Below are 23,123 nucleotides of genomic sequence, written 5' to 3'. Positions count from 1 at the left end.
TCACCGCAGTGCCCCGACCGGCTCGTCCGCGTCCGTGCTGACCTGCTGCGCGCGCTGCGACGCGGCGCCGGACCCGCCGTGGCCCGACCCCTCCGGCGACGATTCGCCCGACGGCGACGGCGATGTCGCCGTCGGCACCACTGCCGGCAGCTCGACGGACTCCACGGGCGCGGTCCGGTCGTCCGCCGCGGGGTGGGCGTCGTCGCGCCCCCGGTGCTCGCGCAGCAGCGTCCGCAGCACCCGCTGGCCGTCGTAGAAGGTGCGCAGATTGGACTGCCCGGTCCGGCGCGGGAGTTCGAGCGTGGGCACCTCGGCCACCCGCAGACCGGTGAGCAGCGCCCGCACCGTCATCTCGGTCTCGATCTCGAAGCCGGAGGACCGCAGGTCCAGCCGGTCGAGGACGCTGCGGTTGAAGGCGACGAAGCCGTAGCACAGGTCGGTCAACGTGCTCTGGTACAGCACGTTGACCAGCGCCAGCAGCGCCCGGTTGCCCAGCCTGCGCAGCGCGGTGATGTCCAGCGACCCCCCGCCGCCCATGAACCGCGAGCCCTTGACGAAGTCGTAGCCGTTCTCCAGGAAGTGCACGTAGCGCGGGATCTCGCGGGGCGACATCGAGCCGTCCGCGTCGATCATCACGATGTACTCGCCCTTGGCGGCGAGGAAGCCGGTCCGCAGGGCGTTGCCCTTGCCGGGGCCCTGCTGCGGGACCACCCGCAGCGAGGGCAGGCTGGCCCGGGCCAGGTCGAGCGTGGCGTCGGTGGACTCCCCGTCCACCAGGATCACCTCGTCGACGCAGTCCGGGACATGGCGCAGCACCCAGCTGATGTTGGCGGCCTCGTTACGGGCCGGGACGATCAGGCTGACCGTGTGTTCGGCATCGGTCATGGAGACGTTCACAAGCACACCCGGGCTCCCCCCACGGCGAACAGCCGCGGCACTCGATGGTCATGACGTTCGCGTTTGATTCCCTTGTGTCGCGTCCGGAACGGATCGGTGATGATTCCCCGCACCGCCGGAGGTCGTTCCGGACGCCCCCGTAGGGAACGGTACCTTCCGGCCGTGCGTCTGGTAAGGCGTGGCGCGGGAATTCCGGCTCTCATCGGTCGACCGCACGGAAAATCTCCGCCTACCCGAGATCATTACGATCTCTTGTGACGGTCTTCACAAACGGATTTCCCAAGTCCGTGGGAATTCATGTGCGAATAGCGGAAAGTCCCGCCGCGAGCCTGGGGGCGGCGAATCCGGTCCCGGCGACGAACCGCATCAGCGGTCCGAAGGTCGGTGCCGAGGACAGACCGGTGAAGTACAGCCCCGGGACGCTGGACTGGAACCACGGGTCCAGCGCCGGCGAGCCGGTGCCGGGGACCCGGCGCACCCGGTGCCGCAGATCGGCCGCCAGCCACTCCAGCCGGTCCAGGTCCACCCGGTAGCCGGTGGCCGCCAGGACGTGGTCCACCACCAGGCTGCGCCGGTGCGGCCCGGCCGCGGGCGACCGGGTCGCGGCCGCCACCGGGGAGTCCAGGGTGAGCTCGACCTCGGCGCCGCTCAGCGCGGCGTCGCCGACGGTGCGCCCGGTCGCGATCGGGACCAGGCCGTCCACCCGGTCCTTGAGCCACCAGGCCCCGGACGGGCCCAGCACGGTGCGCATCAGCCACAGCCGGGTCGGTGCCGGCAGCCGCCGTACCTGCTCCGGCATCTGGCTGACCGCCACGTGCGACCAGCCCTCGCCCAGCGGCGACCGGGGCTTGACCAGGCGGGACGCCCCCGGCCGGGAGGCCGGCGGGGGGCTGCCCCAGAGCACCCGGTGGCCGCGCGCGACCACGGTCACCCGGGCGCCGGCCTCGGCCAGCAGCGCGGCGCTCTCCAGCGCCGACTGCCCGGCGCCGACCACCGCGACCCGTCGTCCGGAGAAGCGGGACAGGTCGGCGTGCTGCGAGCTGTGCGACAGCGGGCCGTCGGGGTCGGGCCCCTTCTCGGCCAGCCGAAGCAGTTCCGGCGGCACATGGGCGGCGGCGACCAGCCCGGCCGCGACGACCACGGCCGAGGCGTCCAGCTCCGCGCCGTCCGCCAGCGTCACCCGGAACCCCGCCCCGGACCGTGCCCCCGGCTGCGCCCCGGAACGACCGGCCCGCGGCTCCACCCGCACCACCGTCCGGTCCTCCACCTCCGGCAGCAGCCGTCGCTGGAACCACTGCCCGTACCGGACGAACAGGTCGACCGGGATCGGGTGCAGGTCGTCCACCGGGTCGGCCCCCTCGATCCGGCAGAAGTCCGCAAGCGAACTGCCTGGCCCCGGTGCGCTGAGGTCCGAGGCATCGGGCGTTGACTTCAGGTACATGCCGACCGGCATCCGAGAACGCCAGCTGTCCATCACCCCGCCGAACACCCGTACCGGAACCCCTCGTTCGGACAGATGTGCGGCGGTCGCCAGACCGTACGGTCCGGCCCCGATCACCACAACAGTCGATTTCCCGCCCATGGCCAGATTCCCCCCTGTGTATTCACTTCTGTGCCGTTCCGACGGTTCCGCCCCCGGAAAAGCCGTCGCTCCATGGTGCTACGCGAACCCTTTCCCTGCCAACGCCCCGAGGGCACCATGATTGCGGAGTGTCCGACATTCCCGGATGCTTCTGATGCGGTGGGGACGCATGTTTCCGGGGGGTATTCGTGGGATTCGATATCGGCGCACCCGTGCTTCTGGTGAAGATCGGGCACTATCCGCTGCACCACGGCGGCGTGGGGGCGATCCGCAGCCTGGGCCGCCTCGGCGTCCCGGTGTACGCGGTCACCGAGGACCGGTTCACCCCGGCGGCGCTCTCCCGCCATCTGCGCGGCCGCTTCGTCTGGCCGACCACCGGCGCCGAGGACACCGCCACGCTGGTGGACGGCCTGGCCAGGATCGCCCGCCGGGTGCTGGCCCGGGAGGGACGCCCGGCTGTGGTGCTGCCCACCGACGACGAGGCGGCCGTGCTGCTGGCCGAGCAGGCCGAGGCGTTCACCGGGCTGCTGCTGATGCCCGCCGTCCCGTCCTGGCTGCCCCGCGCCACCGCGGGCAAGCAGTCGCTGCACCGGCTCTGCGAGCAGCACCGGGTCCCCTCGCCGCGCTCGCTGCTGCCCGCCGACTTCGACGAACTCGCCTCGGTGGAGCAGCTGCTGACGTTCCCTCTGGTGGCCAAGAACGCCGACGCCTACACCCGGCTCAGCCGCCCGGCCGTCGGCTCCACCACCCTGCTAGCGGACCGGTCCGCGCTGGACGCGCTGACCCGGGACTGGGACCGGCGGGCCCCGCTGCCCAGCCTGCTGCTCCAGGAGTACCTGCCCGGGGACCGCGCCGAGGACTGGATCTGCCACCTCTACTGCGCCGACGACCCGGTCGACGACCTGGTCTGCACCGGCGTCAAGGTCCGTGCCTGGCCGCCGCGCGGCGGGGTCACCGCGTACGCCTACAGCGCCGGCAATCCCGAACTCGCGGAGCTGAGCCGCCGGTTCTGCCGGGCCCTCGGCTTCCGCGGGATCTGCGACCTGGACTGGCGCTTCGACCGCCGCGACCGCCGCTACAAGCTGCTGGACTTCAACCCGCGGCTGGGCGCGCAGTTCCGCCTCTTCGAGACCGACCGGGGCATCGACATGGTCCGCGCCCTGCACCTCGACCTGACCGGCCGCCGCGTCGACCAGGGGTCGTCGGCCGCCCGCCGCAGTTTCACCGTCGAGATCCTGGACGCCCCGGCCCGGGTGGCCGCCCGGCGCGGGCACCGCTCCGCGCAGCTGCCCGAGGGTGCGGCCGCGCCGCCGGGCCGGGGCGACCGGGTCACCGCCGAACTGGCCTGGGCCGCGCTGGACGATCCGCTGCCGGCCCTCGCCGCCGTCGCCCGGTCCAGCGGTCCGGCGCTGGGACGGCTGCGCGGGGCACTGCGGGTCGTCCGGCCCAGGAGATCCCCCGAGGCGTACAGCCGTACCACCGTGCATCAGTGAGGGGGACAGTCCGCTGAAGTACTGTCAGGTTCGCTCCGCCGCGCGCACACTGATGACCATGCGGGTGGAGATGGCGGGGGAGGCACAGCGCCCGGACCGGGTGAGCGAGGACTACGCGGCGGCGACGCCCGAGGCCCTGGTGCTGCTGGACGGTTCGAGCTCGCCGGCGGCGATGGAGTCAGGCTGCGAGCACGGCACGGCCTGGTACGCGCGCAGGCTCGGCGTGCATCTGCTGGCCCGGCTGGTGGACCGGCCGGACCGCACCATGGCCCAGTGCCTCAGCGACTCGATCGCCGAGACGGCCTCGCTGCACGGGGCGCGCTGCGACCTGGCGCACCCCAACACCCCGGCCGCCATGGTGGTCGCGGTCCGGCGTCACGGGGCGGCCCTGCAGTACCTGGTGCTGGGCGACTCGCTGCTGGTGCTGGACCGGTTCGGCACGATCGCGGTGATCGGCGACAACCAGCCGTTCCCGGCCGGTGAGGCGCTGCGCCGGGAGGTCCACGCGATGCGCCCGGGTACGCCGGAGCGCGCGGCGCTGCACATGCGCTACGCCCTCGCGGTCCGCGCCGCCCGCAACACCGGGCGCGGTCCGTGGATCGCGGCGGCACTGCCGAAGGCCGCCGAGCACGCGGAGACCGGCAGCGTGCCGCTCGCGGACCTCCGCTCGCTGACCGCGCTCACCGACGGCGCCTCACGCTATGTCGAACGCTTCGACCTGGGCAGCTGGCCGGACGCGGTGGCGCTGCTGGCCGATCGCGGACCGGCCGAACTGCTGCGCCGGGTGCGCCAGAGCGAGGCCACCGACCTGGACTGCAGCCGCTGGCCGCGCGGCAAGACCAGGGACGACGCCACCGTCGTCTTCGCCCGCATGCAGTGAGGACGCACGCAGTGAGGACGCACGCGCCGGGACGGGACGCGCCGAGGAGCCGTCGTGTGCGCACACGACGGCCCCTCGGATCGAGCGGTGTTCAGTCGGCCTCGGCTCAGTCGGCCTCGGCTCAGTCGGCCTCGGCTCAGTCGGCCTCGGTTCAGTTGGTGGAGGTCAGGTACATCCAGTTGCTGGCGCCGCCGCCGTTGCGGGCATCGGCCGGGGACGAGACCTGGACGCGGAACTCGTAGCCGACCGCCGTGTCGGTGCCGGTGTTCACGTACAGGGCGCCGTTGGCGTAGGTGCCGACCGGCTTCTTGCCGCTGTCCACCCAGTGGCCCTTGTAGAGGGCCTGGATGTCGATGAAGGCCTGGCCCTTGTTGGGGCTGACGGAACCCTCGATGTAGATGTTCTGGTTCTTGTGGAACACCTGGACCCGCTGGCCCTGCAGGGTCTCGGTCTTGTAGGAGCCCGACAGCCAGGCGCTGACCCGGGTGGAGACGTGGACGGCCGCACCCTTGGCGACCGAGGCGCCGTAGCGGCTGCCGCCGTCGAAGGTGGCCCAGAAGGTGTGGTTCTGGTAGCTGGTGTAGCGCACCGAGAGGTTGCCGTGGCGGTCGACGTTGCCGCGCGCGACGACGTAGCGGCCGCCGCCGGCCCAGTCCTGGCCCCAGATGGTCACGGTGCCGTTGCTGCCGTGCCGGTCCAGGTGCGCGGTGATGGTGACCGCCTGGCCGGGGTTGACCCAGTGCGCGCTGACGGCGACGGAGAGGTGGGTGGCGATCTTCGCCTGGGTGGCGGCGGCCTGCGTCTGGTGGGAGACGGGCGCGGCGGCCATGGCCGGGGCGGCGGACAGGGCGAGCACACCGGCGGTGGCGGCGGTGGCTATCGCGGTGCCGAAAGAGGTACGAAGCTTCACTGTTGACGAGCCCCCTGTTGAGCGTGCATCAGCACGTTGCGCGACGCGGGCAGGGAAGGACCCCTGCGCCCTCGCAGTCGCGATCAGTGAACTGAGATTACGACACAGTTCTGACACATGGGGGCCGGGGGATGCCTGTGACGATCCTGTGACAGACCGGGGGCCGGAACGCCATGGCGTTCCGGCCCCCGGTCTGCAATCCGTTCAGCCCGGAGCCGCTCAGTTGTGCTCGGCCGGGATGGTGCCCATGCGGCCGGCCTGGAAGTCCTCGACCGCCTGCTGCAGTTCCCGGTGACTGTTCATCACGAACGGCCCGTAGTGCGCGACCGGCTCCCGGATCGGCTGACCGCCCAGGATCACCAGGTCCAGGTTGGGCGAGCGCGACTCCTGGGTGGCGTCGGCCTGGACGGTGATGCTGTCGCCGTCCCCGAACAGCACCGACTGACCCATCCCGAACGGCCGCCGCTCCTCGCCGACGGTACCGCGCCCGTTCAGCGCGTACACCAGCGAGTTGAAGTCGCTGCGCCAGGGCAGCGTGATCCGCGCACCGGGGCTGACCGTCGCGTGGATCATGGTGATCGGGGTGTGCGTCACGCCGGGTCCCTGGACCCCGCCGATCTCGCCGGCGATCAGGCGCAGGATCGCGCCGCCGTCCGGGGTGGTCAGCAGTTTGACGTTCTGTCCAGAGATGTCCTGGTACTTGGGCGTGATCATCTTGTCCGCGGCGGGCAGGTTCACCCACAGCTGCAGTCCGTGGAACAGGCCGCCGGAGACGACCAGGTCCTCCGGCGGGGTCTCGATGTGCAGGATGCCGGCGCCGGCCGTCATCCACTGGGTGTCGCCGTCGCCGAGGAATCCGCCGCCGCCGGTCGAGTCCTGGTGCACGAACTTGCCGTCGATCAGGTAGGTCACCGTCTCGAAGCCGCGGTGCGGGTGCCAGGGGGTGCCCTTGGGCTCGCCCGGCGCGTACTCCACCTCGCCCATCTGGTCCATCATGATGAACGGGTCGAGGTACTTGGTGTTGATCCGGGCGAAGGCGCGCCGGACCGGAAACCCCTCGCCCTCGTAGCCCTCGGGCGCTGTGGCGACCTGGAGCACCGGGCGCGGGACGGCGGTGGTCGGGTCGGGGGTGTCGACCCGCGGCAGAACCAGCGGGTTCTCGACTGTCACTGCGGGCATCGCGACCTCCTCGGTCTGTGCTGCGGCCCCGGCGGGGGTGGAGGGACCGACAACCACGAGAGTAGTTGAAGCATCAACATAAAGCAAGTTGAAATTTCAACCACTTCTCCATGGCTCAGCGTCGTCGCTCCACTGCTGAGAGCGACCACTGCTGAGAGCGACCGCTCGGGGCGGCTACCGCCGCACGGCTGCCGGGCGGCGGGTCAGCCGTACATCCGGCGCATGGTGAAGTCGACCATCTGCTCCACGGCCTTGGCGTCGAACACCATCCGGTGCTCGCCCTCCATGTCCATCGCGAAGCCGTAGCCGGTGGGGAGCAGGTCCAGCACCTCGGCGCCGGTCACGGTGAAGTACTTGGACTCCTTGCCCGCGTAGCGCCGCAGCTCCTTCAGCGAGCTGAACATCGGGATCACCGGCTGCGGGGTGTTGTGCAGGGCCAGGAAGCCCGGGCGCTCGCCGCGCGGGCAGTACACCTTCGAGGTGATGAAGATCGACTGGAAGTCCTCGACCGGCAGCCCGCCGGTGGTGAAGGCGCGCACGGCGTCGGCCAGTGAGGGCGGGGTCGGTTCCGGGTACAGCGGCTGCTGCGGCTGCCCGTATCCGGCGTTCATCCCGTTGGGCGCGCCCATGCCGGGGGTTCCGCCCATGGCGTCGCCCATGCCCATATTCGGCTGTTGCTGCTGGTAGGGGCCGCCCTGGTAGCCCGGGCCCGGACCGGTCGTCGTCTGCTCGTAGCCGTACACGGACCCCAGGCTATCGACTGCCGGGGCCACCCGGTTGGGCTGCCGGGGTTGAAATAAGTTACCTGTGGGTAGCATCATAGGACTTACCGCTGGGTAGGGGGCTTGTCCGCCCGCCGACCGACACCCGGCACCTACCGACGCGATGACCGGAGAAGGTTCCATGGGTCACTACAAGTCCAACCTCCGCGACCTGGAGTTCAACCTCTTCGAGGTTCTCGGCCGTGACGAGGTCTACGGCAGCGGGCCGTTCACCGACATGGACGTGGAGACGGCGAAGAGCATCCTCGCCGAGATATCCCGCCTGGCCGAGAACGAGCTGGCCGATTCCTTCGCCGACGCGGACCGCAACCCGCCGGTGTTCGACCCCGAGACCAACACGGCGCCGGTCCCGGACACCTTCAAGAAGAGCTACCAGGCGTACATGGACGCCGAGTGGTGGCGGCTCGGGATCCCGGAGTCCATCGGCGGCACCCCCACCCCCAGCACCCTGATCTGGGCCTACGCGGAGATGGTGCTCGGCGCCAACCCCGCCGTCTGGATGTACTCCTCCGGCCCGGCCTTCGCCGGCGTGATCGCCGAGGAGGGCACCGAGGAGCAGCTCAAGATCGCCCAGCTGATGACCGAGAAGGGCTGGGGCTCCACCATGGTGCTGACCGAGCCCGACGCGGGCTCGGACGTCGGCGCCGGCCGCAGCAAGGCCGTCCAGCAGGAGGACGGCAGCTGGCACATCGAGGGCGTCAAGCGCTTCATCACCTCGGGCGAGCACGACATGTCCGAGAACATCATCCACATGGTGCTGGCCCGCCCCGAGGGCCACGGCCCCGGCACCAAGGGCCTCTCGCTCTTCATCGTGCCGAAGTACGAGTTCGACCGGGAGACCGGCGAGCTGGGCGAGCGCAACGGCGTCTACGCCACCAACGTCGAGCACAAGATGGGCCTCAAGGCGTCCAACACCTGCGAGATGACCTTCGGCGCGAACCACCCCGCCAAGGGCTGGCTGCTGGGCGAGAAGCACGACGGCATCCGGCAGATGTTCCGGATCATCGAGTTCGCCCGGATGATGGTCGGCACCAAGGCCATCGCCACCCTCTCCACCGGCTACCTGAACGCCCTGGAGTACGCCAAGGAGCGCGTGCAGGGCCCGGACCTCGCCGAGTTCCTCGACAAGGCCGCCCCCCGCGTCACCATCACCCACCACCCCGACGTGCGCCGCTCGCTGCTCACGCAGAAGGCGTACGCCGAGGGCATGCGCGCCCTGGTGCTGTACACCGCGTCGGTCCAGGACGAGATCCAGCTGCTCAAGGCGCGCGGCGAGTCCGCCGACGCAGCCGAGCGCCTGAACGACCTGCTGCTGCCGATCGTGAAGGGCTACGGCTCGGAGAAGTCCTACGAGCAGCTCGCCCAGTCGCTGCAGACCTTCGGCGGCTCCGGCTACCTGCAGGAGTACCCGATCGAGCAGTACATCCGGGACGCCAAGATCGACACCCTGTACGAGGGCACCACCGCGATCCAGGGCCAGGACTTCTTCTTCCGGAAGATCGTCAAGGACCAGGGCCAGGCCCTGACCGCGCTCTCCGAGCAGATCCAGAAGGCCATCGCCTCCGGCCTCGGCGGCGACGACCTGGCCGCCGAGCGCGAGCACCTGGCCGCAGCGGCCGGCGACCTGGAGGCCATCGTCGGCGCGATGCTGGCCCAGCTCGCCTCGGTCGAGCAGGACACCCGCAACATGTACAAGGTCGGCCAGAACACCACCCGGCTGCTGATGGCCTCCGGTGACGTGGTCATCGGCTGGCTGCTGCTGCGCCAGGCCGCGGTGGCCCAGGCCAAGCTGGCGGCGGGCGCCGCGTCCGAGAAGGACACCGCGTTCTACCAGGGCAAGGTGGCGGCGGCCCGCTTCTTCACGGCCACCGTCCTGCCGGCCGTCCACGCGCAGCGGCTGATCGCCGAGGGCATCGACAACTCGATCATGGACCTGCCCGAGGCCGCGTTCTGATCCGGCTGATCGGCACCGTCACCAAGAGTTGTCGTCACTGAGAGGTGCGCCACAGGGGCGCGGGGGGGGGGGCCCCCCCCCCCCCCCCCCCCCGAAGGCCCCCCCCCCCCCCCCCCCCCCCCCCCCCCCCCCGCCGGCCGGTAGAACACAAACACCCCGCCGCCTCTCCCACTGCCCCCGGCCCTGTCGGTCCGCCGGGGGGGGGGCCCCCCCCCGGGGGGGGGGGCGCCCCCCCCCCCCCCCCCCGCGCCCCTGTTCGTCCCCGCACGGCCCGTGCACGGCCGCCGCGCAGGCCGGGGCACTGATCCACAAAACTGCGAGGCGACACCCCCGGCCACGCCCGGGCGTAGGCTCGGACCGCATGAGGCGGTAGTGCGCAACCCGTCACCGCCCAGGCCCCCTCACCCCTGGAGCCGCATTGACCAGCGCAGCCGGCGCGGGCAGCATCGCCTTCGATCGCAGCCACACCGACGATCTCATCACCTTCCTGCAGGCAAGCCCCTCGCCCTTCCACGCGGTGGCCAGTGCGGCCGAGCGGCTGGAGAAGGCAGGCTTCCGCCAGGTGGACGAGACGGCGGCCTGGGAGGCCACCACCGGCGGTCGCTACCTCATCCGCGGCGGCGCCCTGATCGCCTGGTACGTCCCGGAGGAGACCACCCCGGCGACCCCGTTCCGGATCGTCGGCGCCCACACCGACTCGCCGAACCTGCGGGTCAAGCCCATCCCGGACACCGGCGCCGAGGGCTGGCGGCAGGTCGCGGTGGAGATCTACGGCGGCCCGCTGCTCAACTCCTGGCTGGACCGCGACCTGGGACTGTCCGGGCGGCTCGCCCTGCGCGACGGCTCGACCCGGCTGGTCCACCTCGACGAGCCGCTGCTGCGCATCCCGCAGCTGGCGATCCACCTCGACCGGGGCGTCAACGACGGCATGGTCCTCGACAAGCAGCGGCACCTCACCCCGGTCTGGGGCCTGGGCCGGCCCACCGAGGGCGATCTGGTCTCCTACGTCGCCGAGGCCGCCGACCTGCACCCCGCGCAGGTGACCGGCTGGGACCTGATGGTCCACGACGTCCAGCGCCCCTCCTACCTGGGCCGCGACCGGGAGCTGCTGGCCGCCCCCCGGCTGGACAACCTGCTGTCGGTGCACGCCGGCACCGCCGCGCTGGCCGCCGTCGCCACCACCGGCGAGGCGCTGCGGCACATCCCGGTGCTGGCCGCCTTCGACCACGAGGAGAACGGCAGCGAGTCCGACACCGGCGCCCAGGGACCGCTGCTCGGCACCGTCCTGGAGCGCTCGGTCTTCGCCCGGGGCGGCACCCTGGAGGACCGGGCCCGCGCGCTGGCCGGCACCATCTGCCTGTCCTCGGACATGGGCCACGCCGTGCACCCCAACTACAGCGAGCGGCACGAGCCGGGCCACCACCCGGTGCCCAACGCTGGCCCGATCCTCAAGGTCAACGTCAACAACCGCTACGCCACCAACGGCGTCGGCCGCGCCGTCTTCACCGCGGCCTGCGAGCGCGCCGGAGTGCCGTGGCAGACCTTCGTCTCCAACAACTCCATGCCGTGCGGCACCACCATCGGCCCGATCACCGCCGCCCGCCTCGGCATCGCCACCGTGGACTGCGGCATCGCCGCGTTGTCCATGCACTCGTCCCGGGAGCTCTGCGGCGCCGACGACCCGTACCTCCTCGCCGCCGCGCTCAGCGCGTTCCTGGAGAGCTGACCTCAGCCCGGTCCCCGGTCCCAGGGCCGAGGGGCGCGGGGCTCCGTCGCGTTCGACCGAGCCGCGCGCCCTTCGGGCCGGTGCGGGGCCGGTGCGGGCCGGGGGGCCAGGGCAGGCCGGGGCCAGGGCAGGCCGGGGGCTGGTTGGGGCCGGCCCTCAGTCGTCCATCCCGGCCAGGACCAGCACCAGCCGGTCGGCCGCCCCGTCGACGATCCGCACCGGCACCCCCCAGTCCTGCTGGTGCACATGGCAGGTCGGGTACTCGATCGCCGGATCGTCGTCGCAGGAGGCGGCCATCGCACTGACGTGCAGCACGCCCTCGGCCAGCTCCGGGTTGAGCCGCAGCTCCCGGGCGAGGACGGTGTCCGCACCCGCCCCGGCCAGCAGCAGCTCCGGCGGGGTGGAGCTGACCAGCAGCCGGGTCGCGGGCCCGTAGGTCCCGTCCAGCTTCTGCCCGGCCGGCGGCGTGAAGATCACGTCCAGCCGGAGCGTGCCCGGTGCCACCTCGGTCGGTGGCCGCCGGGTACGGTGCGCGGTCGCGGCGACCTTCAGCGCCTCCTCGGGCAGCCGCAGCCGGGTGAGCCGGTGCCGGGCCGACTCGACCACGACGATGTCACCGTCGGCGACGACCGCGCCGCTGGGCTCGCGCAGGTCCGTGGCCAGCGTGCTGACCTGGCCGGACGCAGGATCGTAGCGGCGCAGCGCGTGGTTGTAGGTGTCCGCGACCGCGACCGACCCGTCCGGAAGTACGGTCACCCCGAGCGGGTGCTGCAGCAGCGCCTGCCCGGCGGCGCCGTCGCGGTGGCCGAAGTCGAACAGGCCGGTTCCCACGGCCGTGCGGATCTCGTGCGTCCCGGCCTCGACCCAGCGCAGCGCCGAGGTCTCCGAGTCGGCAATCCAGAGCCGGTCCGCACCCGCCGCCAGCCCGGACGGCTGCGCGAACCAGGCCTCGGCGGCGGGCCCGTCGACCAGGCCCTCGTTCGTCGTGCCGGCGGCCACGCCGACCGTCCCGGACCGCGGGTCGTAGGTCCACAGCTGGTGGGTGCCGGCCATGGCGATCCAGACCGCGCCGTCGAACCAGGCGACGTCCCACGGCGAGGACAGGTCCACCTCGCGGGCCGGCCCGGAGGCGGGTGAGTTCTGCCACCACTGCCGGCCGGTCCCGGCCAGCGTGCTGACCTCGCCGGACACCGGGTCGTAGCGGCGCAGCGCGTGGTTGACCGTATCGGCCACCACCACGCTCCCGTCCGGGAGCAGCGCCAGGCCCTGCGGCTCGCTGAACCGGGCCTGCTCGCCCGTCCCGTCGAGGAACCCGCGCTCACCGCTGCCGATCCGCCGCAGCACGGTCTCGCCGTCCTCGGCCAGCTCGACCAGCGAGTGATGCCCGGAGTCGGCGACCAGGTAGCCGCCGCCCGCCAGCCGCAGCGCCTTGCCGGGGAACCGCAGCGCCCCGGGCTCCGCCACCGGCGGCACGTATGGCCCGTCCCCGCGCCGCAGCGCCCCCTTCGCGGCGTGCTCCGCCTCCAGCTCGTCGACCAGCGCGGCGATGGCGTGCGCATGGCCCTCGCCGGCGTGCTGCGCGACCACATACCCCTCGGGGTCGATCACCACCAGCGTCGGCCAGGCCCGCACCGCGTACTGCTTCCAGGTCGCCAGCTCCGGGTCGTCCAGCACCGGATGCCGCACGTCGTACCGCGCGACGGCGTCCACCACGGCCTGGTGCTCCGCCTCATGCACGAACTTGGGCGAGTGCACCCCGACGATCACCAGCGTGTCCCGGTGCTTCTCCTCCAACTCCCGCAACTCGTCCAGAACATGCAGGCAGTTGATACAACAGAAGGTCCAGAAGTCGAGAACGACGATCTTCCCCCGCAGCTCGGCAAGCGTGAGGGTCTTCCCACCTGTGTTGATCCATCCACCAGCGCCGACAAGTTCGGGGGCGCGCACCCGTGCACGAGAAGCCATGCCGATACCAAACCGTATGCGCCTGTGCGCCTATTCCCGAATCACAGCCATTCGCCCAGCTCAGCCGTGACGTAGTCGGCGTATCGGCGCTGATAGCGGTTGTGTCCAGTGTCCTGGAGGTGCTGAGCGATCCAGCACCCCACCTTCTCCGAGTCGACCTGTTCATCCGACACGGCTCCGCACTCCGACTCGTCACCGGACACGCAGATGGCAGCCAGCATCGGCAGCCCAGACGGGTCGGGCTTGATCTCATAGTTCCGAAACCGCATGGTCGTCGTAGTACCCATCAGCGAGCCACCGTCCTCGTCGGCTGGTTCTGTCGCATGGCTGCACCTTCCGGCGTGTGGCACAGACACGCGCAGGCCCGCTGCTCCGGGCTGGCCGTCACCGGGTAGTGCGTGAATTCGCCGGAGCAGGCAGCGTGCAGTGCCGGGTGATCGTCGTACTTGCACGCCCCGGAACGGGAAGCGGGTGCCGGGGCGGTCATACCGGCTCGACCTTCTCAAGGACGGCGGAGAGGGCTTCGGCCACGCCATCGGAGCAGCCCCCCAGCTCCACAAAGGGAGTCGTCATGACGGGGTGGCTGCCGCGCAGTGACGGGACTGTGATTCCGTGCGCCGAGAGCGCGTTCCGTAGGCGTTCGGCGGCGACTATGGCGAGCCGGTACGGGTCGTTCTTGATGTCCTGCTGACCGGTCGTCATGACGCCGCTCCCGCTGCCTTGGGATTCCTTGAACAGCACAGTAGGCAAGGCGAGGTATCCGGATGTGGCTTGATTCGTGGATATTCTCACGGCCCCAAAGCACGCTTTGCCCGGAGGATCAGCCGGTGAGCGTCGGGACCGTACACAGCGTTGCGTTCAAGCGCTTCCCATGCTCGGACGTGCAGTGCCACGTCTTGCGGATCGTCAAGCCACATCTCGGCGTGCCATGCCTCCGTGATCACCAGCTCGTCATCGTGGATGGAGAAACCGACGCCAGCAGGAACGTTCATGTCCGCCTCGAAGGGAACGATGCCGACGCGCACATGCCCCGCGCCGAGTCGAGCGGCGACACGGTCGAGCTGTGTCGACAGGACAGTCGGGGAGCACGGACGAGCAAGCAGCGCGCCTTCCCAGACGAGGAAGCGAAAGGTCCGGGTCTGGTCGCTGAGGATGTCCTGACGGCCTATGCGCGCCTGCACAGCCGCTTCAATGTCATGCGGGGCGGTGTGGATCGCCGAGTACCTTGACAGGACGCTACGGGCGTAATCAGCCGTCTGCAAAAGCCCAGGGATCAACGCCGGATCGAAGCTCCTGCGCGTCCGGGTCTTCCGACCCTGCACCCAGTGAGCTTCCTGGACAGCGCGGTACCCACCTGCGAGTTGCCGACGCCACGATCGGTACTGCGTTTCGAGTCCTCGAAGTCGGCCAGTCAGTTCCGCTGCCGCTTCGGGGCGCTCGGTGCCCTCTGCCCATGCCGCGAGATCAGTGAGGGTCGGGGTCTGCTTGCCGTTTTCCAGCTTGCTGACCTTGGACTGTGTCCAGCCCAACCGGTCGGCGAGTTGCCGGCCAGTGAACCCGCCCTCGACGCGCAGCTCTCGAAGCCGTACGCCGAGGGATAGTCGGGCTTGCTGGAAATCGGTGCTCACTCAGCGGACGGTACCTGAGCCTTGAACTCGCTGTACGGCGTGGCGTGATGCCAAGCGGCGTCTCGTACCTGGCAGGCCCGCAGGACCTCCGCAGGGTCCGTGACCAGCTCCATGCCGATGGTGCGCTCTCCCTCGAAGTGGAAGCGCGCGACAGTCCGCGAGTCGAACAGCCAGAAGTCCGACAGGTTCACGCCGCATCGCTCAGCGTCGGCACGCCACAGGTATCGGATGTCCTCACCTGCCGCGACGTTGGTCCGAGCGCACGCCAAGAGATACCGCTGACCGATCGTCGGCGGGGAGTCCACGAGCCGGACCCGCTCGAACTGCTTGCCGTTGCCGACCATGCGCCGGACGTTGTCGAACCAGGGGTGGCCGACCTCCCCCGCCGTATCGCCGGTCCGTAGGAACTCCTGGTAGGACGGCATCTCCTGGTCGGAGAGATAGCCAGTCCTGGTCTCCAGACGCCAAGCGGTGTGCTCGAAGCCGTCGTTGATGAATTCGCTGATCTTCTTCTGCGGGACGAACTCCGGCACGTAGTCCTCCGCCTCCTTCGGTGCGAAGTTCACCAGCAGTGCGCGGGGGACGACCACGAAGCCCTCCCCCTCCTTGACATACATGAGCTGCGACACGTCGTCGGGATCGGTCACTACGTCGCCCTGTACGACCACCTCCCCAGTGTCCAGGTCTTCGTAGAGCGTCGGGCAGTCGCCCACCCCTGACGTGCTGCCGAGCACCCTCAAACGCCGTGCCATGATCGCTCCCCTTTCATTGGACGGGACATGCCCAGGATGAGCGGTGAGTGATGGCCAGTCAGCCGTGATTCTCGATTATTCGCGCGCCAAGCCAACGAAGAAAAGCCGCCAGGCTCCCGGTCATGATTTCGCGGCGGCGTGCGCGGCACCTGGGGCTGGGTCCGGGTATGGGTCGGGGCGAAGCGCGGGGACATCGAAGAGCCGCTGGTGCACGCACACGAAGCTGTAGACCTCGCAAGGCGTTCAGGGTCGGGTACATCGCCCGTAGACTCCAGTCGCTACGAACCGAGTTGGCCCCCCGTGGTCAGTGACGCACGAATCGCTGAACTGGACTCTGAGATCGTCGTCTTGAACGCGAGCTGAGGAGCTTGATATGAGCGGACAGGTGTTTCGGGAAGCTTGGATCGCTGGAGTGCTGAAGCACTTCCCCGGGGAACCCAAGGCGGGGTACGTCTCCCCGTGGGAAGAGATGCCGGTGTGGGAGCAGGAGGCCGCGACGACTGTCTATGAGCAGGTTCGAGGGTTCCTCAACGCCAGCTCGGGCAGTGCAGCCAAGCTGAGCCGCGAACAGAAGGGGCGATTCGTATCCCTGTGTTGGATTGCTCAGATCTACAGGCATTTTGAGGACCCGAAGCCGAGTTACGTTGCCGATTGGGTCGACCAGCCAGCCTGGCAGCGGGAGACCAACTCCGATATTTTCGAGGCTATCGAACATCAATAGCCTGGCTGCTTCAGCCTTTCCTCGCTGGGGAGGTACTCCCAGCTCCAGCTCATCCGTTCACCGCCGCGAAGGCAGAGCGGTAGAGCTCGGCGACGATGGTGGCCTGCTCTCGGCAGTCGTCGATCGTCTCGCTGTGGTTGGCGAGGTAGTTCGCCCGGTGGTAGGCCCTGGCAATCTCCGGGCAGCGCTCGATCTCGACCACGGCGGCCCAGTGCGCGACGAATGCCCGGACGGGATCGATGCTGCCGGCCGTGGGTTCCGCCATGGCCTTGCACTGTGCCGACATCGCGGGAAGGTGGTGGGCGGCGACGACGGAGAGCGCGGCCTTCAGTGCGGCGGGAGTCTTCTCCGGCCGGGGGATGAGCTCGGCCCCGTCGTGCCCTTGCCAACTCATGGCGTCACTCCTCGCGTCTTGGACGAGGCTATCCCTCCTCGGTGCAGCAGTGGTCCCAGTCCCTCGACGTTGTCGAACGCGAGCCTCTCGCCTCCACTACAGGGCGAGGTGCAGGCGCAGGGCGGCGTCCAGGCGGGCGAGCTGCTCTGCGGGGACGGTTCCGATGCGGTGCCGCAGGCGCTCGACGGCCACTGCGCGGACCTGTTCGGCCTGGGCCTTGGAGTCGCGGTCCAGACCGCAGGACGCGGCGTCGAGCAGCACCTGGAAGGGGAAGGCCCGGCCCGTGTTCGAGGTGATCGGTACGACCGTCAGCACGCCGCGGCCGAGCCTGGCGGCGGACTGGTTGGCGGAGTCGTTGGAGACGATGACGGCCGGCCGTGCCTTGTTCGCCTCGCTGCCGCGAACCGGGTCGAAGTCGATCAGGTAGATGTCACCGCGTCGCATCGGAGAGGCCGTCTCCCGTCACGCGGTCCCACGCCGTCGCGTCCTCGTGCTGCTCCCAGTCCTGCCAGGCCTCGGCGTAGTCGTCCTCCAACTGGGCGGCGCGGAGGAGTTCGATGGCCGCGTGGATCGCGGCGGAGCGCGAGTCGCTGGGCGTCTCGGCCACGTATCGGTCGAGGAAGGCGACATCACCTTCGGGAAGGCTGACGCTGATCTTCATACCAGAAAGCATACTGCGGTACTACCGGGAGTGCTACCAGTGGTAGGGAGCATGGGTAGCATCGCCTGGCGGCGCTTCGGCGGTTGCTGTGGCCGCGGAGCTGCACCGCGTACAACAGTCGAGGGCCCGCGCAAGTGTCATCGCGCTCCCTGGGGGTGGTTCCGGGGGTGGGGGAGGTAGGAACTCCGCGGAGCGGGAAGGCGTCAGAGTCGGTACAGGGCGACCCATGGAGGCGGCAGCGCGATGAAGTTCCTGATGCGGGACCGGATGTTCTCGATCGGCGACGACCACTGGATCACCACGGAGCACGGCGAGAAGGCCTACCTGGTGGACGGGAAGGTGCTGCGGATCTCGGACACCTTCGAGCTCAAGGACCCGCACGGCCACACGGTCGCGGTGATCAAGAAGAAGCTGGTCAGCGTCCGTGACGCGATGAAGATCGAGCGCGGCGGCGAGACCCTGGCGACGGTGAAGAAGAAGCTGTTCACGCCGTTCCGGGACAAGTACGAGGCGCAGCTCCATGACGGGCGCGAGCTGGAGGTGCATGGCGACTTCTTCGACCACGAGTTCGACATCGACGAGGGCGGGCATCGGGTGGCGCGGGTGAGCAGGAAGTGGTTCACCTTCCGGGACACCTACGGCATCGACGTGAAGGACGGCCAGGACGTGCCGCTGCTGCTGTGCGTCGCGGTGTGCGTGGACCACCTGCAACGGCTGGAGCACGAGCACCATCACTGACCACAACCACTCTCGCTGACTTGAGTGGAATAGGCTCAACTTATGTCATGCTGTATCTCGCAGAGTGGTACTGCTGACGGCTGAGCACAGGAGGTCATGGAAGCGTGGACGCGAGCAAGCTCACCACCAAGGCGCAGGAAGCCCTGTCGGCTGCGATCCGGCAGGCTTCCGGTGCGGGCAATCCCGATGTCACCCCGGTGCACGTGCTGCTCGCGCTGCTGGAGCAGCCCGAGGGCATCGCCCGGCCGCTGCTGGAGGCCGTCGGCGCGGACCCGTCCCGGCTGCGCGCCGCCGTCCAGCGGATGCAGTCCGCGCTGCCGCAGGCGCAGGGCTCGACCGTCTCCGGGCCACAGCTGGCCCGGCAGACGGTGAGCACCCTGAACGAGGCGGCGGCCCGGGCCGCCGAACTGGACGACCAGTTCGTCTCCACCGAGCACCTGCTGGTCGGCTTGGCCGCGGAGGGCGGCCAGGTCGCCGACGCGCTGAAGGCCGAGGGGGCCACCCCGAAGGCCCTGCTGGCCGCGTTCAAGGAGGTCAGGGGCAGCGCCCGGGTCACCTCCGCCGATCCGGAGGGGACCTACAAGGCGCTGGAGAAGTACGGCGCCGACCTCACCCAGGCCGCCCGGGACGGCAAGCTGGACCCGGTCATCGGCCGGGACCAGGAGATCCGCCGGGTGGTCCAGGTGCTGTCCCGGCGCACCAAGAACAACCCGGTGCTGATCGGCGAGCCCGGCGTCGGCAAGACCGCCGTGGTCGAGGGCCTGGCCCAGCGCATCGTGGCCGGCGACGTCCCCGAGTCGCTCCGCGGCAAGCGGCTGGTCTCGCTGGACCTGAGCGCGATGGTCGCGGGGGCGAAGTACCGCGGCGAGTTCGAGGAGCGGCTGAAGGCCGTGCTCGCGGACATCAAGCAGAGCGAGGGCGAGGTCATCACCTTCATCGACGAGCTGCACACGCTCGTCGGCGCTGGTGCGGGCGGCGACTCCGCGATGGACGCCGGCAACATGCTCAAGCCGATGCTGGCGCGCGGTGAGCTGCGGATGGTCGGCGCGACCACGCTGGACGAGTACCGCGAGCGGATCGAGAAGGACGCCGCGCTGGAACGCCGGTTCCAGCAGGTCATGGTCGGCGAGCCGTCCGTCGAGGACTCCATCGCCATCCTGCGCGGGCTGAAGTCCCGCTACGAGGCGCACCACAAGGTGCAGATCTCCGACGCGGCCCTGGTCGCCGCCGCGACCCTGTCCAACCGCTACATCACCTCCCGGTTCCTGCCGGACAAGGCCATCGACCTGGTCGACGAGGCCGCGTCCCGGCTCCGGATGGAGATCGACTCCTCCCCGGTCGAGATCGACGAGCTGCAGCGCTCGGTCGACCGGCTGCGGATGGAGGAGATGGCACTGGCCAAGGAGTCCGACGCGGCCTCGGTGGAGCGGCTGGAGCGGCTGCGCCGCGACCTGGCCGACCGCCAGGAGCAGCTGGCCGGGCTGACCGCCCGCTGGCAGCAGGAGAAGAGCACGCTGAACAAGGTCGGCGAGCTCAAGGGGCGGCTGGACGACCTGCGCGGCCAGGCCGAGCGGGCCCAGCGGGACGGCGACTTCACCACCGCCTCGCGGCTGATGTACGCGGACATCCCGACCGCCGAGCAGGAGCTGGCCCAGGCGCAGGAAGCGGCCCGCTCCGAGGCCACCACCGCCTCGATGGTCAAGGAGGAGGTGGGTCCCGACGACGTCGCCGACGTGGTCGCCGCGTGGACCGGCATCCCGGCCGGCCGGCTGCTGGAGGGCGAGACCGCGAAGCTGCTGCGGATGGAGGAGGAGCTGGGCCGCCGCCTGATCGGCCAGACCACCGCGGTCCAGGCCGTCTCCGACGCGGTGCGCCGCTCGCGCTCCGGCATCTCCGACCCCGACCGTCCGACCGGCTCCTTCCTGTTCCTGGGGCCGACCGGCGTCGGCAAGACCGAGCTGGCGAAGGCGCTCGCGGACTTCCTCTTCGACGACGAGCGGGCCATGGTCCGGATCGACATGAGCGAGTACAGCGAGAAGCACAGCGTCGCCCGCCTGGTCGGCGCGCCCCCCGGCTACGTCGGCTACGAGGAGGGCGGCCAGCTCACCGAAGCGGTACGGCGTCGCCCGTACGGCGTGGTGCTGCTGGACGAGGTGGAGAAAGCCCACCCCGAGGTGTTCGACATCCTGCTGCAGGTACTGGACGACGGCCGGCTGACGGACGGCCAGGGCCGGACGGTGGACTTCCGCAACACCATCCTGATCCTCACCTCCAACCTCGGCTCGCAGTGGCTGGTCGACCCGACGCTGAACGACTCCGCCAAGAAGGACCGGGTCCTGGAGACGGTCAGGACCGCGTTCAAGCCGGAGTTCCTGAACCGGCTCGACGACATCGTGGTGTTCGACCCGCTGGGCATGGAGGAGCTGGCCCGCATCGTCGACCTCCAGGTCGCCTCGCTGGCGCGGCGGCTGGCCGACCGCCGGCTCACGCTGGAGGTCACCCCGGCGGCCCGCGACTGGCTGGCGCTGACCGGCTACGACCCGGCGTACGGTGCCCGCCCGCTACGGCGGCTGGTGCAGAGTGCGATCGGTGACCAGCTGGCCCGCGAGATCCTCGGCGGCGAGGTCCGCGACGGCGACACCGTCGAGGTCGACGCCGAGGACGACGCCGACCGGCTGATCGTCCGCCCGGTCCGGTTGGCCGCCGTCGACACGGTGAAGCGGACCGGCTGACCGGCCGGACCGGAACGGCCCCGACCCACGGCCCCGACCCACGGCCCCGACCGGACGGCTCTGCCGACGGCCCCGACCGGACGGCTTCGAGCGAGCGGTCGGGGCTACGCCGAGGGGTGGGGATGAGGCAGGATGGGGGTGGTACGTCCACTCGAAGGGAACCCCGCCAGTTATGAGCATCGACCCGTCCTCCATCCCCTCCTTCGGGGCGCCGCAGCAGCAGCCCCAGCCGTCGGGCGAGGTCGGGCCGCCGCCGGTGATCATCCCCGACCAGGAGCTGATCAAGCAGGTCCTGGACCAGATGGAGATCAAGCACGCCCAGGACGAGGAAGGCGACCTGCTCGCCCCCTGGGAGGGCTTCCGCGTGTACTACATGTTCCGCGGTGAGCAGAAGGAGCTCTTCGCGGTCCGCGCCTTCTACGACCGGGCCCACCCGATCGAGAAGAAGGCCGAGCTGATCGAGGCCCTGGACGAGTGGAACCGGGAGACCCTCTGGCCGAAGGTGTACTCGCACACCCACGACGACGGTGTGGTCCGGGTCATCGGCGAGTCGCAGATGATCGTCGGCATGGGCGTCAACATCAACTACTTCGTCGCCATGATGGCGAACTGGACCCAGGCCTCGGTCACCTTCGACCAGTGGCTGGCCGAGCGCATGGGCCTGGCCAAGGACGTGGACGTCGAAGGCGGCGAGGCGGACCAGGACGGTCCGTCCGAGGACTGATCCCCGGACCGGCCTCGGGATCGGTCTCCGGACCGGCCTCGGGACTGACCGCCCAGAGGCGGTGACAGGCGGAACCCGCGGAACGAAGGCCGGCGCGCACGCGACAGTGCGCGCCGGCCTTCGGCGTTCCCGGAGGCGCGACCGGGCGCGGGTCCGGGGTGGCGGGCTTGTCGTGGTTCGCCCTCGCCCCGGAGGATGGCCCCAACGACGATCTGCGAGGAGTCCCGCATGGGTGCGAGGCCGCTGTTGAACCGCCGGCTGGCGGGCCTGGGGACGACGATCTTCGCGGAGATGTCCGCGCTGGCCACGGCCACCGGGTCGATCAACCTGGGCCAGGGCTTCCCGGACACCGACGGCCCTGCCGAGATCGCCGAGGCAGCGGTACGGGCGATCCGCGAGGGGCGCGGCAACCAGTACCCGCCGGGCCCGGGCATCCCGGAGCTGCGGTCCGCGATCGCGGAGCACCAGCAGCGGTTCTACGGCCTGGCGTACGACCCCGACACCGAGGTCCTGGTCACCGCCGGTGCGACCGAGGCCATCGCCGCCGCGCTGCTGGCTCTGCTGGAGCCGGGCGACGAGGTGATCGCCTTCGAGCCGTTCTACGACTCCTACGCGGCCTGCATCGCGATGGCGGGCGCGAAGCGGGTGCCGTTGACGCTGCGCGCGCCGTCCTTCCGCCCGGACCTGGACGAGCTGCGCGCCCTGGTCACCCCGGCAACGCGGCTGCTGCTGCTGAACTCCCCGCACAACCCGACCGGGATGGTGCTCGGCCCCGAGGAACTGGACGCGATCGCGGCACTCGCCGTCGAGCACGACCTGCTGGTCGTCACGGACGAGGTCTACGAGCACCTGGTCTTCGAGGGCGCCCATCACCCGATCGCCGCCCTCCCCGGGATGCGCGAGCGCACCGTCGCCATCTCCTCGGCGGGCAAGACGTTCTCCTTCACCGGCTGGAAGGTCGGCTGGGTGACGGCCTCCCCTGAACTCGTCGCGGCCGTCCGCACCGCCAAGCAGTACCTGACCTACGTCAGCGCGGGTCCGTTCCAGTACGCCGTCGCCGAGGCGCTGCGGCTGCCGGACTCGTACTACGCCGGCTTCCGCGCCGACCTGCTCCGCAAGCGCGACCTGCTGGACGCCGGACTGCGCACGGCCGGCTTCGAGGTCTACGAACCGCAGGGCACGTACTTCATCACCACCGACATCACCCCCTTCGGCGAGAAGGACGCCTACGCCTTCTGCCGCACCCTGCCCGAACGCTGCGGCGTCGTCGCCATCCCCAACTCCGTCTTCTACGACGACCCCGACGCCGGCCGCAGCCAAGTCCGGTTCACCTTCTGCAAAAGGGACGAAGTGCTCCGGGACGCCGCCGCGCGTCTGCAGCGGTTGGGCGGTTGAGCGGGTGTTG

At 70.4% G+C, this 23,123-nt stretch carries 22 protein-coding genes; 9 read left to right on the top strand and 13 right to left on the bottom strand.

What is annotated here, in order from left to right:
- A complete protein-coding gene (locus ABH925_RS19000; protein ID WP_370149402.1) occupies positions 1-885 on the bottom strand; it encodes a glycosyltransferase family 2 protein in 885 nt (294 codons plus the stop codon).
- A 307-nt stretch (positions 886-1,192) separates the two neighbouring features.
- The gene (locus ABH925_RS18995; protein WP_370149400.1) at positions 1,193-2,479 is read right to left on the bottom strand and encodes an FAD-dependent oxidoreductase; all 1,287 of its coding nucleotides are present in this window, start codon (positions 2,477-2,479) and stop codon (positions 1,193-1,195) included.
- Between the two features lie 212 nt (positions 2,480-2,691).
- Between ABH925_RS18995 and ABH925_RS18990 the strand changes: the two genes are divergently transcribed.
- Both ABH925_RS18990 and ABH925_RS18985 read left to right on the top strand, forming a co-directional pair.
- Positions 2,692-3,972, top strand: coding sequence for an ATP-grasp domain-containing protein (locus ABH925_RS18990; RefSeq protein WP_370149399.1), 1,281 nt, complete (start codon positions 2,692-2,694; stop codon positions 3,970-3,972).
- Positions 3,973-4,030: 58 nt separating this feature from the next.
- Positions 4,031-4,852, top strand: coding sequence for an integrase (locus tag ABH925_RS18985; RefSeq protein WP_370149398.1), 822 nt, complete (start codon positions 4,031-4,033; stop codon positions 4,850-4,852).
- A gap of 151 nt (positions 4,853-5,003) precedes the next feature.
- On the opposite strand, the gene ABH925_RS18980 is transcribed toward ABH925_RS18985, so the two are convergent.
- The 3 genes from ABH925_RS18980 to ABH925_RS18970 form a co-directional block, all read right to left on the bottom strand.
- Complete coding sequence (locus ABH925_RS18980) at positions 5,004-5,762, bottom strand: hypothetical protein (protein ID WP_370149396.1); 759 nt, start codon at positions 5,760-5,762, stop codon at positions 5,004-5,006.
- A 219-nt stretch (positions 5,763-5,981) separates the two neighbouring features.
- Entirely contained in the window at positions 5,982-6,941 is a 960-nt protein-coding gene (locus ABH925_RS18975) for a pirin family protein (RefSeq protein ID WP_370149394.1), read from the bottom strand.
- 203 nt (positions 6,942-7,144) lie between these two features.
- The gene (locus tag ABH925_RS18970; RefSeq protein ID WP_370149393.1) at positions 7,145-7,684 is read right to left on the bottom strand and encodes an SseB family protein; all 540 of its coding nucleotides are present in this window, start codon (positions 7,682-7,684) and stop codon (positions 7,145-7,147) included.
- A 160-nt stretch (positions 7,685-7,844) separates the two neighbouring features.
- On the opposite strand from ABH925_RS18970, the gene ABH925_RS18965 reads away from it, so the two are divergent.
- Positions 7,845-9,677 (top strand): acyl-CoA dehydrogenase, encoded by a 1,833-nt coding sequence (locus ABH925_RS18965; protein ID WP_370149390.1) that lies wholly within the window; start codon positions 7,845-7,847, stop codon positions 9,675-9,677.
- Between the two features lie 418 nt (positions 9,678-10,095).
- Complete coding sequence (locus ABH925_RS18960) at positions 10,096-11,403, top strand: M18 family aminopeptidase (RefSeq protein WP_370149389.1); 1,308 nt, start codon at positions 10,096-10,098, stop codon at positions 11,401-11,403.
- Between the two features lie 156 nt (positions 11,404-11,559).
- Here the strand turns inward: ABH925_RS18960 and ABH925_RS18955 are convergent, their stop codons facing one another.
- The 5 genes from ABH925_RS18955 to ABH925_RS18935 form a co-directional block, all read right to left on the bottom strand.
- A complete protein-coding gene (locus tag ABH925_RS18955; RefSeq protein WP_370149387.1) occupies positions 11,560-13,368 on the bottom strand; it encodes an NHL domain-containing thioredoxin family protein in 1,809 nt (602 codons plus the stop codon).
- A gap of 41 nt (positions 13,369-13,409) precedes the next feature.
- Positions 13,410-13,655, bottom strand: a complete 246-nt coding sequence (locus ABH925_RS18950) for a hypothetical protein (RefSeq protein ID WP_370149385.1) — start codon at positions 13,653-13,655, stop codon at positions 13,410-13,412.
- A 196-nt stretch (positions 13,656-13,851) separates the two neighbouring features.
- A complete protein-coding gene (locus ABH925_RS18945) occupies positions 13,852-14,070 on the bottom strand; it encodes a hypothetical protein (RefSeq protein WP_370149384.1) in 219 nt (72 codons plus the stop codon).
- Positions 14,071-14,156: 86 nt separating this feature from the next.
- A complete protein-coding gene (locus ABH925_RS18940) occupies positions 14,157-14,996 on the bottom strand; it encodes a helix-turn-helix domain-containing protein (RefSeq protein ID WP_370149383.1) in 840 nt (279 codons plus the stop codon).
- Positions 14,993-15,748: a DUF6879 family protein gene (locus ABH925_RS18935; protein WP_370149382.1), complete on the bottom strand. Its 756-nt coding sequence runs from the start codon at positions 15,746-15,748 to the stop codon at positions 14,993-14,995. Before ABH925_RS18935 ends, ABH925_RS18940 begins: the two co-directional genes overlap by 4 nt.
- A 373-nt stretch (positions 15,749-16,121) precedes the next feature.
- Between ABH925_RS18935 and ABH925_RS18930 the strand changes: the two genes are divergently transcribed.
- The gene (locus ABH925_RS18930; protein WP_370149380.1) at positions 16,122-16,469 is read left to right on the top strand and encodes a hypothetical protein; all 348 of its coding nucleotides are present in this window, start codon (positions 16,122-16,124) and stop codon (positions 16,467-16,469) included.
- A gap of 49 nt (positions 16,470-16,518) precedes the next feature.
- On the opposite strand, the gene ABH925_RS18925 is transcribed toward ABH925_RS18930, so the two are convergent.
- From ABH925_RS18925 to ABH925_RS18915, 3 genes are all read right to left on the bottom strand, one after another.
- Complete coding sequence (locus ABH925_RS18925) at positions 16,519-16,863, bottom strand: hypothetical protein (RefSeq protein ID WP_370149379.1); 345 nt, start codon at positions 16,861-16,863, stop codon at positions 16,519-16,521.
- 96 nt (positions 16,864-16,959) lie between these two features.
- Positions 16,960-17,307: a type II toxin-antitoxin system PemK/MazF family toxin gene (locus tag ABH925_RS18920; RefSeq protein ID WP_370149376.1), complete on the bottom strand. Its 348-nt coding sequence runs from the start codon at positions 17,305-17,307 to the stop codon at positions 16,960-16,962.
- Positions 17,294-17,524, bottom strand: a complete 231-nt coding sequence (locus tag ABH925_RS18915) for a ribbon-helix-helix domain-containing protein (protein ID WP_370149375.1) — start codon at positions 17,522-17,524, stop codon at positions 17,294-17,296. Before ABH925_RS18915 ends, ABH925_RS18920 begins: the two co-directional genes overlap by 14 nt.
- 243 nt (positions 17,525-17,767) lie before the next feature.
- On the opposite strand from ABH925_RS18915, the gene ABH925_RS18910 reads away from it, so the two are divergent.
- The 4 genes from ABH925_RS18910 to ABH925_RS18895 all read left to right on the top strand — a co-directional run bounded on the left by ABH925_RS18910 (position 17,768) and on the right by ABH925_RS18895 (position 23,113).
- The gene (locus ABH925_RS18910) at positions 17,768-18,262 is read left to right on the top strand and encodes an LURP-one-related/scramblase family protein (RefSeq protein ID WP_370149373.1); all 495 of its coding nucleotides are present in this window, start codon (positions 17,768-17,770) and stop codon (positions 18,260-18,262) included.
- A gap of 104 nt (positions 18,263-18,366) precedes the next feature.
- Positions 18,367-20,994: an ATP-dependent chaperone ClpB gene (gene clpB, locus ABH925_RS18905; RefSeq protein WP_370149371.1), complete on the top strand. Its 2,628-nt coding sequence runs from the start codon at positions 18,367-18,369 to the stop codon at positions 20,992-20,994.
- 172 nt (positions 20,995-21,166) lie between these two features.
- Positions 21,167-21,718 (top strand): YbjN domain-containing protein, encoded by a 552-nt coding sequence (locus ABH925_RS18900; RefSeq protein WP_370149369.1) that lies wholly within the window; start codon positions 21,167-21,169, stop codon positions 21,716-21,718.
- A 228-nt stretch (positions 21,719-21,946) separates the two neighbouring features.
- A complete protein-coding gene (locus ABH925_RS18895) occupies positions 21,947-23,113 on the top strand; it encodes a pyridoxal phosphate-dependent aminotransferase (RefSeq protein ID WP_370149367.1) in 1,167 nt (388 codons plus the stop codon).
- Positions 23,114-23,123 lie beyond the last annotated feature (10 nt).

The sequence above is a fragment of the Streptacidiphilus sp. EB129 genome, from assembly GCF_041262645.1.
GTDB lineage: Bacteria > Actinomycetota > Actinomycetes > Streptomycetales > Streptomycetaceae > Streptacidiphilus.
Note: the sequence above shows the minus strand (reverse complement) of the source record. Positions and strands in the feature narration are given on the sequence as shown.

Excerpts from the sequence above, each read along its gene's own strand:
- ABH925_RS18955 (WP_370149387.1), bottom strand. The coding sequence starts at position 13,368 with ATGGCTTCTCGTGCACGGGTGCGCGCCCCCGAACTTGTCGGCGCTGGT.
- ABH925_RS18985 (WP_370149398.1), top strand. The coding sequence starts at position 4,031 with ATGCGGGTGGAGATGGCGGGGGAGGCACAGCGCCCGGACCGGGTGAGC.
- ABH925_RS18965 (WP_370149390.1), top strand. The coding sequence starts at position 7,845 with ATGGGTCACTACAAGTCCAACCTCCGCGACCTGGAGTTCAACCTCTTC.
- ABH925_RS18895 (WP_370149367.1), top strand. The coding sequence starts at position 21,947 with ATGGGTGCGAGGCCGCTGTTGAACCGCCGGCTGGCGGGCCTGGGGACG.
- ABH925_RS18915 (WP_370149375.1), bottom strand. The coding sequence starts at position 17,524 with ATGAAGATCAGCGTCAGCCTTCCCGAAGGTGATGTCGCCTTCCTCGAC.
- ABH925_RS18900 (WP_370149369.1), top strand. The coding sequence starts at position 21,167 with ATGAGCATCGACCCGTCCTCCATCCCCTCCTTCGGGGCGCCGCAGCAG.
- ABH925_RS18920 (WP_370149376.1), bottom strand. The coding sequence starts at position 17,307 with ATGCGACGCGGTGACATCTACCTGATCGACTTCGACCCGGTTCGCGGC.
- ABH925_RS18910 (WP_370149373.1), top strand. The coding sequence starts at position 17,768 with ATGAAGTTCCTGATGCGGGACCGGATGTTCTCGATCGGCGACGACCAC.
- ABH925_RS18930 (WP_370149380.1), top strand. The coding sequence starts at position 16,122 with ATGAGCGGACAGGTGTTTCGGGAAGCTTGGATCGCTGGAGTGCTGAAG.
- ABH925_RS18950 (WP_370149385.1), bottom strand. The coding sequence starts at position 13,655 with ATGGGTACTACGACGACCATGCGGTTTCGGAACTATGAGATCAAGCCC.
- ABH925_RS18975 (WP_370149394.1), bottom strand. The coding sequence starts at position 6,941 with ATGCCCGCAGTGACAGTCGAGAACCCGCTGGTTCTGCCGCGGGTCGAC.
- ABH925_RS19000 (WP_370149402.1), bottom strand. The coding sequence starts at position 885 with ATGACCGATGCCGAACACACGGTCAGCCTGATCGTCCCGGCCCGTAAC.
- ABH925_RS18945 (WP_370149384.1), bottom strand. The coding sequence starts at position 14,070 with ATGACGACCGGTCAGCAGGACATCAAGAACGACCCGTACCGGCTCGCC.
- ABH925_RS18925 (WP_370149379.1), bottom strand. The coding sequence starts at position 16,863 with ATGAGTTGGCAAGGGCACGACGGGGCCGAGCTCATCCCCCGGCCGGAG.
- ABH925_RS18995 (WP_370149400.1), bottom strand. The coding sequence starts at position 2,479 with ATGGGCGGGAAATCGACTGTTGTGGTGATCGGGGCCGGACCGTACGGT.
- ABH925_RS18935 (WP_370149382.1), bottom strand. The coding sequence starts at position 15,748 with ATGGCACGGCGTTTGAGGGTGCTCGGCAGCACGTCAGGGGTGGGCGAC.